The organism is Salinibacillus aidingensis (assembly GCF_039522525.1).
Classification (GTDB): Bacteria; Bacillota; Bacilli; order Bacillales; family Alkalibacillaceae; genus Salinibacillus; species Salinibacillus aidingensis.
The window spans coordinates 672209-685089 of the sequence record NZ_BAAADO010000001.1 but is presented as its reverse complement, the minus strand read 5'-3'; the positions used below and the strand labels follow the sequence as shown (position 1 = coordinate 685089).

11 protein-coding genes and 2 pseudogenes are annotated in these 12881 nt (G+C 36.8%); 9 read left to right on the top strand and 4 right to left on the bottom strand.

Features of this window, described 5'->3' with window-relative positions:
- Nucleotides 1-80 precede the first annotated feature (80 nt).
- Entirely contained in the window at nucleotides 81-608 is a 528-nt protein-coding gene (locus ABD006_RS03580; RefSeq protein ID WP_343837603.1) for a hypothetical protein, read from the bottom strand.
- A gap of 819 nt (nucleotides 609-1427) precedes the next feature.
- On the opposite strand from ABD006_RS03580, the pseudogene ABD006_RS03575 reads away from it, so the two are divergent.
- From ABD006_RS03575 to ABD006_RS03555, 5 genes and pseudogenes are all read left to right on the top strand, one after another.
- Nucleotides 1428-1550: pseudogene (locus ABD006_RS03575) on the top strand (GNAT family N-acetyltransferase); the annotation flags it as partial.
- A gap of 243 nt (nucleotides 1551-1793) precedes the next feature.
- Complete coding sequence (locus tag ABD006_RS03570) at nucleotides 1794-1922, top strand: hypothetical protein (RefSeq protein WP_343837601.1); 129 nt, start codon at nucleotides 1794-1796, stop codon at nucleotides 1920-1922.
- Between the two features lie 44 nt (nucleotides 1923-1966).
- Nucleotides 1967-2632 (top strand): alpha/beta hydrolase, encoded by a 666-nt coding sequence (locus ABD006_RS03565; protein ID WP_343837598.1) that lies wholly within the window; start codon nucleotides 1967-1969, stop codon nucleotides 2630-2632.
- Nucleotides 2633-3036: 404 nt separating this feature from the next.
- Nucleotides 3037-4118 (top strand): annotated as a pseudogene (locus tag ABD006_RS03560) (PQQ-dependent sugar dehydrogenase).
- A 143-nt stretch (nucleotides 4119-4261) separates the two neighbouring features.
- Entirely contained in the window at nucleotides 4262-4540 is a 279-nt protein-coding gene (locus ABD006_RS03555) for a hypothetical protein (RefSeq protein ID WP_343837596.1), read from the top strand.
- Between the two features lie 81 nt (nucleotides 4541-4621).
- Here the strand turns inward: ABD006_RS03555 and ABD006_RS03550 are convergent, their stop codons facing one another.
- Nucleotides 4622-5164, bottom strand: a complete 543-nt coding sequence (locus ABD006_RS03550) for a hypothetical protein (RefSeq protein WP_343837593.1) — start codon at nucleotides 5162-5164, stop codon at nucleotides 4622-4624.
- 126 nt (nucleotides 5165-5290) lie between these two features.
- Between ABD006_RS03550 and ABD006_RS03545 the strand changes: the two genes are divergently transcribed.
- A complete protein-coding gene (locus ABD006_RS03545) occupies nucleotides 5291-6418 on the top strand; it encodes an SDR family oxidoreductase (protein ID WP_343837591.1) in 1128 nt (375 codons plus the stop codon).
- Nucleotides 6419-6452: 34 nt separating this feature from the next.
- The gene (gene cypC, locus ABD006_RS03540) at nucleotides 6453-7709 is read left to right on the top strand and encodes a CYP152 family fatty-acid peroxygenase CypC (RefSeq protein WP_343837589.1); all 1257 of its coding nucleotides are present in this window, start codon (nucleotides 6453-6455) and stop codon (nucleotides 7707-7709) included.
- Nucleotides 7710-8557: 848 nt separating this feature from the next.
- Here the strand turns inward: cypC and rpsD are convergent.
- Complete coding sequence (gene rpsD / locus ABD006_RS03535; RefSeq protein WP_343837586.1) at nucleotides 8558-9160, bottom strand: 30S ribosomal protein S4; 603 nt, start codon at nucleotides 9158-9160, stop codon at nucleotides 8558-8560.
- Nucleotides 9161-9521: 361 nt separating this feature from the next.
- Here rpsD and ABD006_RS03530 point away from each other — a divergent pair, with 361 nt between their 5' ends.
- Nucleotides 9522-11420: a sensor domain-containing diguanylate cyclase gene (locus ABD006_RS03530; protein ID WP_343837584.1), complete on the top strand. Its 1899-nt coding sequence runs from the start codon at nucleotides 9522-9524 to the stop codon at nucleotides 11418-11420.
- Nucleotides 11421-11453: 33 nt separating this feature from the next.
- On the opposite strand, the gene ABD006_RS03525 is transcribed toward ABD006_RS03530, so the two are convergent.
- Complete coding sequence (locus ABD006_RS03525; protein ID WP_343837582.1) at nucleotides 11454-11933, bottom strand: GAF domain-containing protein; 480 nt, start codon at nucleotides 11931-11933, stop codon at nucleotides 11454-11456.
- A gap of 119 nt (nucleotides 11934-12052) precedes the next feature.
- Between ABD006_RS03525 and refZ the strand changes: the two genes are divergently transcribed.
- The gene (refZ, locus tag ABD006_RS03520) at nucleotides 12053-12670 is read left to right on the top strand and encodes a forespore capture DNA-binding protein RefZ (protein ID WP_343837579.1); all 618 of its coding nucleotides are present in this window, start codon (nucleotides 12053-12055) and stop codon (nucleotides 12668-12670) included.
- Nucleotides 12671-12881 lie beyond the last annotated feature (211 nt).

The window sequence follows — 12881 nt, the reverse complement described above, 5'->3', positions numbered from 1 at the left end:
TTACATTCAGTTAAAATCAACCCCAACTCTTCGCTGTTAAGAATGTTCATAACTAAATAGTTAGTGAGCATTCCCCTGTATTAACTAATAAATAGATCTGAGGGTGATACTTCTGGATGTTTTTCTAGAAATTCTTGCTCGGCTTTATCCATTATTTCTTTATTATCTATATAAGTCCCTTGTTTTTCTTCTTTATTCTTCAATACCCACTCTTCATTTTGTTTATGTAAAGTCCATATCCGATAAGTTCCATCATGCTCCAAAAGTAATATGTATCCTTTATCCTCTTTTGTAAACCCTAACGGATAATAGTCACCAACATCACTAGATAAAGAAACAGCTTCCGCGACAAATTCACTAGGAAATGTATTTCCTATATCGCTATATTTAAAATCTTTCATGTCTACATTAAATAAGGATTCAAATTCTTTTCGTACAGTAGATTGTAAAACATTTTTTTTATAATCTTTGAGGTCCTCTAAATGATCTTCCACAGACACTTTTTTCTCGTTCTGTGCTGATTCGCTTTCATTCATGTTGTTTGTAGTAATATAGACAGTTAAACCAAAAGCAATTACCACTAATAAAACAATAATATTTTTTTTCATTCAAAATCATCCTTACTTTTGTATGATTATGTATGATAAATGCCCCAAAATACAGGGCATCTTAGAATTGTAAACGGCAGATATTAGAGATTTTAATATGAGTAAATAACCAATTCACCAGTTTCAGCTATTGGACTTTCAGAATCACTACCATCCTCGTATGATACATAGCCCGATATCAAAGTGTGTGAAAAAGATTAGCTTCATAAAACTCTTCTCGAACACCGAAATCAAGTTCAGATTGGCTAGAAGCTGAGTGATCATCAGAGCCAACAGAAGTTCCATCTTCATACAAAGTTAGTGTATTGCCAATCTTCAGCAGCAAATGCACTGGTAACAAATAACGTTGAGAGCTTTAAAATTGTTGTGGTCAAAGCTACAAGTTTATTAAAACATTTTAATCAACCTTTTCCCATAGATATTTAGATTTGGACAAATCTTTCGAGATATCTCTTATTCAAATTATATAATTTTTCCAATATTTTGTCTCCAGTTTAAAGGAAATACAAAAAAATAATCTGTTCAGCATTTGTTTAAATAAAGACAAGAATTATTTTGAGATTAGTCCATAAAATTAGATTAAATATTATTAGATTTTTATAAATTTTTGGAGAATAATGGTTAGAATATCCTGATATATTTTGGAAGTTAATATAGTCAAAATAGATTATTACTCAAGTTGATAGATGATAAAATGGCCATATTCATTCGGAACTAGTGTAAGCTTTTAGTTGCCTTATTCCTAATTATGAAATATTTAATTTTACAAAAGTGTATCTCAGAGTTTATTGTGTTAACGGGTGCGAGAGTTGAAGAAATGAAAAGTCAGGATTTGATAAAGAGGGCTTATTTAGAGACGCAAGAAAAATAGGTGATGAGTATTGGAATTTATGGGAAATGAGTATCTTAGAAACTGAATGGATTGAAAGAAATAAAGTTTAGCCTTATTGTGCTAAAAGGGGCTTATGTTGAACAAGAACTCCTATAAAAAGCAATTACACAGTACAAATATGATAATCTTCATCAAAGGTGTAATATATGTGATTTATTCTTTATAGTGGAGAAAAATGGGGAATAACTGAAAGGATATGAATGGATGAAGAGCAGTAAAGAAAATTGTCCGCATTGTAAAGCTGATCTGCAAGGAGTGCTCGTTTCGGTATTGAAATTGCTGGTGACCTCTATATGCCAAATGATGCCGATCTTACACAAAAGTATCCTGCATTAGTGATTGGTCCTCCATTTGGAGGCGTCAAGGAACAGAGCCCCGGCGTTTATGCGAATCAGTTGGCACAGCGTGGATTTATCGGCTAGCTTTTGATCCTTCTTATCATGGATATAGCGGTGGGGAGCCGCGTATGGTCGGTTCTACAGATATTTATGCGGAGGACTTCAGTGCCGGAGTGGACTTTCTTGGATCGCAAGCATATGTTGACAAAGAACGAATTGGTGCAGTCGGTATCTGTGGCAGTGGTGGTTTTGCCCTTTCTGCAGCGGCTATGGATTCACGAATTAAGGCAATTGCTACAAGTGTAATGTACGATATTAGTAGTATGGGGAATGATATGACAGGTGAGGCTCGTTTTGAGATGTTGGATCAACTGAGCCAGCAGAGATGGACGGACTTTGAAAATGGAAAGCCGGCATTTCAGCCTACTTTTCCAGAAAAGCCTGTAGATCAAATTCCAGAAGGACTTGATCCGGTTTCTGAGGAATTTTTTACCTTTTATGGAATGGACCGAGGCTGGCATCCTAATGCATTTGGCAATGTGACAAGTACATCTATGCTGTCTCTGATGAATTTTCCTTCTTTGGCACATATCAATGAAATCGCTCCACGTCCGATTTTGTTTATCGTGGGTGAGAATGCACATTCTACACATTTCAGTGAAACTGCCTACGATAATGCGGCAGAACCGAAAGAGATCTATGTCGTTCCAGATGTAAATCATGTTGACTTGTATGATCAGGTGGATAAAATTCCTTTTGATAAGCTCGAATCATTTTTCACGGAAAAAATGTAAAATGAATAACTTAATTGATGTTAAAGAGTTGATGGACAGTGAAAAGGCAATACTTATAAGATAACATGAATTAAAAGAACTATGTAAATCTTAGAGAACAAGATAAGTTTTGATTTTGTGGAATAACTGGTAAATGATATAACCTTAATTTGAATTAAAGGTGTCTTAAAAAGCTTGCTTTTAAGACACCCTTTTTTATACTATAAGAGTTTATAAGTCCATAATACTAGGCTTTCGCCGTAAGGACTTAGCGACAAATCCTGGTTTTATAACTTTAGGTATATGAGAAAATGATTAATCTTCTTGACTTATAGTTAACTATAATTAGTAAGTTTATTATAGAAAAGGTTATTTTTAGAAGTGTGAATTTCTTTAAAATATCTGAATATTAGAGGTGAATAGTAGTGAGAGAAATTCTGGGTATATATTTAGCAGTTAGTTTCATATTAGCTGGCTGTTCTTCAAGTAATCAACAAGATTCAATCAATAATGAAGAAAATAGTCGAAATGAACAAGGGAATGAAGAATTAGAAGTGATAGCTGAGGATCTTAATGTTCCCTGGTCGATTGAAAAACTTAACAACACATTCTACCTGACTGAACGCCCCGGAACCATGTCAAGATAGAAAATGGAGAAGTAGAGAGGCAAAGCGTAGAACTAGAAAAGGAAGTTTCGACGACTTCAGAGGATGGGGTATTGGGTTTTGTACTCGCGCCTTATTTCCAAGAATCAAATCTTGCATATGGGTATTATACATACGAGGACAACACCGGACAGTTTAACCGTGTCATAACACTTCGTTTAGAGGGTAACGTTTGGAGAGAGGAGAGCTTGCTTCTCGATAAGATTCCAGGTAACTCCTGGCATAATGGTGGAAGACTTAAAGTTGGACCTGACGAAAAACTTTATGTGACAACCGGGGATGCATATGAAAGCAGTATTTCTCAAGAACCTAATACATTAGCTGGAAAAATACTAAGAATGAATTTAGATGGAACGGTTCCGAGTGATAACCCGTTTCCGAATTCATACGTCTATAGTTATGGTCACCGAAATCCTCAAGGGATTACTTGGTTACCCGACGGAACGCTATACGCTAGTGAGCACGGGAACGATGCAAATGATGAAGTAAATAGGATTGAAGCCGGTCAAAATTACGGCTGGCCAGTTATTGAAGGCTATGAAGAACAAGATGGTATGGTTTCACCTCTATTCACTTCTGGAGATGCATCAACCTGGGCACCGTCCGGAATCGATTATTATAATGGCAAATTGTATGCTGCCGCTTTAAGGGGATCTGCTGTTTTAGAATTTGAACTTGAAACAGGTGAATACCGTGAAGTGATAACCGGACTTGGAAGAATTCGAGATGTACACATTGAGGATAACTATCTTTATTTCATTAGTAATAATAGAGATGGGCGAGGTAATCCACAGGAGAATGATGACAGGTTATACAGAATTTCGCTTTCTGAACTAGACTAGCTATGGGAGAACGAATTGTTATTACCATATTGAAACATTAGTAAACGGTAAGAAACTTACATGAAAACAGAACGGCTACTTGCCTAGAAGGTCTAATAAAAGAAAGAACCAAGATAATAAGATGAAATTAGGAGGAGAACCAAATGAAACGATTCATTATGACTCTTGGGTTACTGCTAGCCCTTACCCTTACTGCTTGCAACAACAATGATAATGAAACTATGGAAACTTCACAACAGATGCAAGAAGAAACGTCTGAACAAAACCAAGAATTCGCTGAGATTGGCTCTGGAGCTCATCTTGTTGAATTCCCAGAAAACCTTGAAGAAGGAATTGTGTTTGCAACATATGATCGAGGAAGTATTCATGAAGACATCTATATAAATAGTGAGGAATCTGCGCAGTACAACGATACTGGCTAACTTAGAGACGATTACCCCAAAAGTAATCGTCTTTTTCTTATTCAAAGGCTAAAAGTATAGAAATAAAGAAACCACCCATAATTAGTTGGTATCTTTGGTGTTTGAATAGGTAATCCTTAGTTTACAAATCAAAACTAAGGTGGAGATAATTGTTATGAACTTCGGATAATAAGCGGTAAAGAAAAGTTCATTATAGAGAAATAATTTTCTGAACATTTGAATCGTTTCGCATTGGAATCCTTCTCTTTTAAAGTAGTCAAAGTACCCTTCTTCGTTTTTGATAAAAAAATCCATTATCACTTTTATCCATGATACCTTGTTGCTAATTTTACTTTTCTTAGAGAAGCAAGGCTCAATTGCTATTATTCTCCCACCCGGATCAATTTCTACATATTTGCCAGGTTTACAAAGATTACAGTTCGCACCTGTTCCTGCTCCAAAATCAAGTACATTTTTGTCGTGTAGTTTTAGATGCTTTTGAATTCTATTATGAATATACATATGATTAATCCATTTAGGTCGAATTAATCGATGATATATCGCTGGAGAAAGCTCAAATTTAATCCCACTTCCTTTTTCTTTATTACGTGACATTTCATTTTCATGACATTTTAGAAAGTCCATAACTTCCCCTACCTTTAAAAAAATAAACCGATGGAAATTAACTAAAATTTAGTATGTGAACCATGTATTTTTCTTAATTGATTACAAATACTGAGGTTAAGATTTTGAGAAAAAGGGGGTACATCCTTGGGAATTGAGATGATGGATGAAAAAAATGAATATTATGACAAGGTGATAGATTTAAAAGGAATGGCAGAACTAAAGAACAAGCAATGGAATTATCAAACAACAACAATTCAGAAAAGAAGTAACTCGCCCTTAAAGCAATTAAAAGACCAAGTTATTGTTGTTACGGGGGCATCTAGTGGCGTTGGGCTGGTCACTGCAAGAATGGCGGCTTCTAAAGGAGCTAAGGTCGTATTGGCTGCTAGAAATGAAGAGGCATTAAAAAAAGTCACAGAAGAACTGAGAGAAAAAGGGTATCCAGCGACTTATGTAAAAGCGGACGTGGGACGTGAAGAGGATGTCCAAAAAATTGCCCAAAAGGCAATTGAACAATTCGGACGTTTTGACACATGGGTGAATAATGCTGGTGTTACGATCTATGGCTATGCGATGGATGTAACAATTGAAGACATGAAGCGGATGCTCGATACCAACTATTGGGGTGTCGTTTATGGGAGTAGAGTTGCTGTGAATCACTTTAAAGAAAGAGGAGTCACAGGTGCTTTAATCAATGTTGGTAGTCTTTTCGGCGATCGAGGGACAATCATTCAATCCACATATGCCCCTACTAAATTTGCTGTGCATGGATGGACAGAAAGTCTAAGAATGGAATTAGAAAAAGAAAATGTCCCTGTCTCCGTTACGTTGATCCATCCTGGAAGAATCGATACACCGTATAATGAGCATGCCACCAGTTATTTAAACGAGCACCCGGTACATAATGGGATGATTTATCCACCAGAAGCTGTTGCAGAAGCAATTCTATTCGCTGCGGAACACCCAAAAAGAGATATATACGTAGGCTCGCAAGCTAAACTTCTAGAACTGATGGGCACACTTCTTCCAAGACTCACTGATCGACTCATTGAATTTTTGATGCCACCTACTCAGTACGCAAACAGACCAGCTTTGAATAGAAATAGTGCCATATATCAAGCTGGTTACGGATTACATGAACGGGGAACGAATACCGGCTGGATTCGTTCAGAGAGTCTTTATGTGAAAGCTAGTAAACATCCGATCCTTTCTACCATGGCAGTTATTGGATTAGGGGCATTAGCATTAGCAGCAACTAAGCGAAGATCATGAATCATTACGATAACACGAAGGAGAGAACGAAAATATGGTAACGAATCAATCGCTTCCGCATGATGACAGTTTAGATAACAGTCTAGCGTTATTAAGAGAAGGCTATCTATTTATCGAGAATCGAGTAAAACGATATGAATCAGATATTTTTGAAGCTCGTGTACTAGGCAAAAATGCTATTTGTATGAGAGGGGAAGAAGCTGCAGAAGTGTTTTATGATCCAGAAAAGTTCCAACGAAAAGGAGCGGCTCCAAAACGCGTACAGGAAACGTTGTTTGGAAAAAATGGTATTCAAACGATGGATGGGGAAGCGCATCTACATCGGAAATTACTTTTTATGTCCTTATTAACTCCGCCTAACCAACAACAGCTTGCTAAGCTTACTCGTGAGCATTGGGAATCTGCCTTAGAACGATGGGAGAATGCGGAAAGGATTGTACTTTTTGAGGAAGCGAAGAATATCCTAACTAATGTCGTATGCCAGTGGGCTGGGGTTCCTCTAGCTGAGTCAGAAATAACGGACCGTGCCAATGACTTTATTTCGATGATTTATGCCTTTGGAAAAGTTGGGCCAGAACATTGGCAAGGTAGAAGAGCACGTAATCGAGCAGAGGTATGGATTAGAGGAGTCATCGATAACGTCCGAACTGGAAAATTACAATCGGAAAAAGGGACAGCCCTTTATGAAATGGCATTTTTTAAACAACCCGATGGAACACAATTGGATACCCAAATGGCAGCAGTAGAACTCATTAACGTGTTACGACCAATTGTGGCGAATGCAACGTTTATTACATTCGCTGCCTTAGCTCTTTATCAATATAGAGATGAAAAAGAAAAGCTTGAGACTAGTACCAGTGACGACATGGAAAGTTTTATTCACGAAGTTCGACGTTTTTATCCTTTTGGCCCATTTGTAGGTGCTAAGGTCCGAAATGATTTTACTTGGAAAAACTTTCAATTTAAAAAAGGAACAGTTGTATTTTTAGATATGTATGGAACAAACCATGATCCAAGGTTATGGGAAAAACCTAACGAGTTTAAACCAAGTCGGTTCAAAGATTGGAATGGCAGTCTTTATAATTTTATTCCACAGGGTGGGGGTGACCCTGCTAAAGGGCATCGTTGTCCTGGAGAAGGTGTTACGCTCGAGGTAATGAAAGCAACGTTAGAGTTTATAGTTAAAAGAATTAATTACGACATCCCGAACCAAGACTTAAACTATAGCTTAGATGAAATGCCAACCCTACCCAAAAGTGGATTTGAAATGAGCAATATCAGACGGAGATAGGCACATGTGGACGGTTCTTGCAGCACATTAAAAGTGAATCTGTTGACTTAATTTATTTAGATCCTGTAACTGGTATGTTATTTACAACAAGTAATATTCGATAATTCTTATTACAAACGGAGTGTAATAATACAAAGTCATTTGCTGCGCAGTTCAAGGATACTACGTAATTAACGACATCTATTTGTATATAACTATGTGAAAAAATGTACTTAAAGTAAAGATGAGCGTTTCTGAAACAAGTAGGAACGCTTGTTTCTTTTGCCTAAAAGGGGAGGATAGAAAAAAGCTATCTAAGCTTGAAAATGGAGAGTAAAGTATGCGTCATTAGCTGTAGCAATAGGTTGCTTATGTAGTGTTGTTGCCACTTTTGGAGAATATTGGTTTATGGCAACGTTATTAATAGTAAGTGTGATAATTTGTGGAACGATTACTTTCTTTGATTTAAAGCGTATCTTTAAAAAGAACACTTAGAGTTTGTTCAAGTTACGGGTAACGATTGTTGAAAATCGAACCGCATTTACCAATAGGGTATTATTTAAAATAACGGAAGGATTAAAAGTCTAATCTCCCCTTACTTTATTAGGCCGTAACAAGTGGCAATCACCGATAAGAAAAATGCCAGCAGTGGTATATTTTTATGGCCGTAATCTCAAGTAGTATTTGTTTTTCCTTCTTCCTTCCATTCCTTCACCCATGCTAGTAATTTTTGTTGGCCCCAGTTGGCCCCAAATCAGTGCATTGTCCTGCATTATTTTGCAAATTAAACAAAAATAAAAAACCCCTGAAAACGTTGATTTAACAACATTTCAAGGGTTTTTTGTGTGTTAACCTGCAAACTATATAGATTAACGAGAGTAGTACTCAACGATAAGAGCCTCGTTAATTTCAGATGGCAATTCTGAGCGGTCAGGGTAACGATTATAAGTTCCTTCAAATTTATTCTCATCAAAGGAAAGGTATTCCGGAACAAATGTGTTCACTTCCATAGCTTCTTCGATGATAGCCAAGTTTTGGGATTTTTCTCGGACACCAATTACTTGACCAGGTTTAACACGGTAGGATGGAATATCAACACGTCCACCATCTACAGTGATGTGACCATGGTTAACTAATTGACGAGCTTGAGCACGAGTTCTGGCTAAGCCCAGACGGTAAACAAGGTTGTCAAGGCGGGATTCAAGAAGAATCATGAAGTTCTCACCATGAACACCTTTCATTTTACCAGCTTGATCAAAAATGCTGCGGAATTGACGTTCATTCAATCCGTAAAGGAAACGAAGCTTTTGCTTTTCCTGCATTTGCAATCCATACTCTGATTGCTTCTTACGTTGATTTGGACCATGCTGTCCTGGTGCGTAAGGACGTTTTTCCAATTCCTTACCTGTACCGCTCAATGAAATGCCGTATCTACGAGACTTTTTCCAAGTTGGACCTGTGTATCTAGCCACTTGACATTCTCCTTTGATATAAAATTTTGCATAAAATAAAACTGTGTTCCTAAACGATGCTCATTTTGTTTTCATGTACCTTCGCCCCAGCAGCCGAGAGTTACGCGATACACCTCTTCGTTTAAGAGGAACAAAATGATAACAACGCCGGTTCACCTAAGCTACCTTTTATTTTACACAAAGAGTATTATAGAATTTATTTACAAATAAGTCAAGTAAATTCATCATCCTTCCGTTATTACTGTGGATTTTTTATTTTTTAATCCGATTTATGAACTTTTTTCATTTTTTAGCATGAGAATATGTTAGAATGATAATGGGTAAAATTTCCTAATGATATAAAAAGTTCAGGTGATGAGTAATGACGGGATTCCAATCTGTCAACGAACTTAGAGACATTCTTAAAGCAAAATTTTATGATCTAATGATTCATCATCAAAATAGATCTTTTCCATCCATGATGTTGGAAATATCTAAGCAGCTAAAAGACGTTTTGGCTGTTAATGAAAGCAATATTTATCTCTTGAATGAATCTTCACAGCAATATCAGTTATTTTCATCCAATGCTGATGCTCCAGCTAACACGGATGTCTTCACTATCGAAACGTTTAAAAAAATGACCGAGTCTGTACCCGTTTATTTCCAAAAGAACGGGGGTTCCATTTTAATGTCTTCGGATACTGCCATTTCGACTGTTATTATACCTTTACATATCAAAAAAGAAAATGATGGTTTTATCCTATTGATTGTCGATGATGATTCTTTTCCTGACTCAGACTTTTTCTTAGAAATAGCTGAGCAGACAGGCCCGGTTATCCATACGCTCATGAGCTATTGTCAATCCATTGATGAGGAAGTCAAATATGAACGACTGTATCAGGTCACGTCTAAATTTCATTCTACAATGAACATAGAAGACGTCCTTCGGGAAGTCATTAAGACCTTAACGGATCTCTATCCTGAGCTTGATTTTTATTTGCTTTTGATGCAGGACAACCTCCAGATTGAGGATTTACCCATTAAAGAGCTCATCTATGATCGGTATGAAAAGGATGCCGTAACAACAGCCTTTCTTACCGGGCAAATTCAGTTCGAGGATATTTCCGGTGATACTGCTTCTTTATATGCACCTTTAGTTGGCAGGCAGGCAACATATGGCGTCTTACAGGTACTGAAGCCTAATACGCTATTCTTCAGCGAGAATGATATTGAATTTATTTCGATCCTTGCCAAAACTGCCGGTAATGCCCTGGAAAATGCACGTCTGTATCAGCAATCCCAAAGATACATTACAGATTTGCAATTAATTAACCAATCGTCGCAGGCCCTTAACTCTAAAAGGACTTTATCCGCAACATTTACTTATCTGGAAGACTTAATGATAAGTAAATTTAATGCAGAAGAGGTAGGGTTTATTCTTTATGATGAGAGAAATAATCAACAGGATTTCCGTGAATATAAAGTGCTGAAAGAAAGCACATCCTTCTTCTCGACTAAAGAGGGAAAATGGTTCCTTTCCTTTTTAAACAGCAAAGTGAAACAAAACATCCATACGATTTTTATTGGTGATTTTAACAGCACTCATTCAGATCATGATATCCCTTATCAGTCCGTGATGGCAGTGCCGATGATTCATGATGAAAAAGTGATTGGATTCGTTGCAGTACTGCATCCAAATGAGTATTTTTTCTCATTTGAAACCTATAAGCTGCTTCAATCCCTTGTCCAGCATTCAGCTTTAACGGTTATTAATTACCGGTTAAAAGAGGAGTTAGAACAATTAGTTCGAACTGATTATTTAACAAAACTGTATTCCCGCAACTATTTGGATAAAATGATGAATAAACATCTGAAAGTAGGAAAGCACGGAACGTTTATTCTGATGGATATTGATAATTTTAAACAAATTAACGATCAATATGGGCATGATACCGGGGATGAAATTATATGTCAGGTTGCCGAAATTATCCGGAAAAATATTCGCGCAAATGACATAGCTGCAAGATGGGGTGGGGAAGAACTGGCAATCTATTTACCGAATACAACCATGAAGGAAGCTCAGCATGTGGCTGAACGGCTGGTGCATACAGTGTCGGAAAAAACATATCCAAAAGTGACCATATCCTGTGGTGTTTCTTATTGGGATGATAAAATACACGGGGAAACCAAAAGTCTCTTTTTAAGAGCAGATAAGGCTTTGTATCTGGCTAAAGAAAAAGGGAAAAATCGAGTTGTAAAAGAAAACGAAATCGTGCTTTAATAACGATTTCGTTTTCTTCAAATATTGGGTTAATTACAAATGATTGCTAAGAATACTGGCAAATTCTTCTAAACCTTTCTGATCTGTTTCATCAAAGCGATTCAGATTCGGACTGTCAATATCCAGTACACCTATAATTTCATCATTCTTATAAATAGGGGTGACAATTTCTGATTGACTGGCTGAATCACAGGCAATATGTCCGGGGAATTCATTAACATTTTCCACTCGAACGGTCTGTCTTTCTTTTAGTGATGTGCCGCATACTCCTTTGCCATATTCAATTCTTACACATGCCGGAAGACCCTGGAAAGGCCCAAGAACAAGCTCTCCATTTTTGTAAAGGTAAAAACCTGCCCAATTAACGTCATCTAAAAACTGAAAGAGGAGAGCAGATGCATTGGCTAAATTGGCAATAGTATCTGACTCATCTTCAATTAAGGCTTTCAATTGTTTATTGACTAACTCATAATCTTTTTCAACTTGCCCTGTATAAGCTTCTTTCTGGAACAAAACAATGACCTCCCCAAAATAATTTGTGATCTTATAAGAGATTCTGTCGGAATTTCTTTTAAACTCATAAAAGGAATTCCCCGGCAATAAAAAGAAAAAATAAAACAGGGGGGAATAGGATGAGTCAAAAAACCAAAGAAAAGGTTGCGAATGCCGCTGTGCACTTGTTTTATTTAAAAGGGTTTCATGGTACCTCTGTACGGGATATTGCCTCCAGTGCAAAGGTGAATGTTTCCATGATCAGTTACTACTTCAAAAATAAACAGGGACTCCTGGAGCACCTTATCATTGACTACTATGAAACCTATTTGCAGGAGCTGGAAGATACACAGGCAGAATTCGACACAACAGATTATCCCGAAGACCAGCTGAATCAATTAATTGATGTTATTATACATTACAAGTATGAACATCATCAATTTACAAGTTTTATACAAAGAGAACTATCTAAAGATAATATTTTAGTAAGAGAGTTATTGGTTACCTATCTTGCTAAAGAAAAGTTTATACTTGAGGAAGTCTTTCTTCGTTTATTCACCTCATCTTCCCGCTCAACTATAGAAAAAGAAATGTTATTCTTTCAATTGTATGGTCTGCTGCATATTCCTTTTAATATGTCATACGAATGGAAGAACGTAGTAGGGATGAACCGATCTACAGACGTATACATAGACACCTATAAACGATCCATAAAACAATGGCTGGAGACACTTATGGTATCTGAAAAAGATACATAAGTGTCTTTTTTCCGGCGTAAAAATTCGGCCGATGTTACGGGCAGCTTACACACCATCTCAGTTCATTTTACGGACACTTAAAAAGGGAAATCGTTCATTCATGACAAAATTGGATTTTATGGCAAAGAAATTTGAAAAAATTTAGCAAAAACAGGCGAAGACATGATATTATAGTAGCAACACAAAATTTTTAAACGGAACGGTAAATATA

Coding starts and splice junctions, on each gene's coding strand:
- ABD006_RS03580 (WP_343837603.1), bottom strand. CDS start 608: ATGAAAAAAAATATTATTGTTTTATTAGTGGTAATTGCTTTTGGTTTA.
- ABD006_RS03570 (WP_343837601.1), top strand. CDS start 1,794: ATGCCAAATGATGCCGATCTTACACAAAAGTATCCTGCATTAGTGATT.
- ABD006_RS03565 (WP_343837598.1), top strand. CDS start 1,967: ATGGTCGGTTCTACAGATATTTATGCGGAGGACTTCAGTGCCGGAGTG.
- ABD006_RS03555 (WP_343837596.1), top strand. CDS start 4,262: ATGAAACGATTCATTATGACTCTTGGGTTACTGCTAGCCCTTACCCTT.
- ABD006_RS03550 (WP_343837593.1), bottom strand. CDS start 5,164: ATGGACTTTCTAAAATGTCATGAAAATGAAATGTCACGTAATAAAGAA.
- cypC (WP_343837589.1), top strand. CDS start 6,453: ATGGTAACGAATCAATCGCTTCCGCATGATGACAGTTTAGATAACAGT.
- ABD006_RS03530 (WP_343837584.1), top strand. CDS start 9,522: ATGACGGGATTCCAATCTGTCAACGAACTTAGAGACATTCTTAAAGCA.
- refZ (WP_343837579.1), top strand. CDS start 12,053: ATGAGTCAAAAAACCAAAGAAAAGGTTGCGAATGCCGCTGTGCACTTG.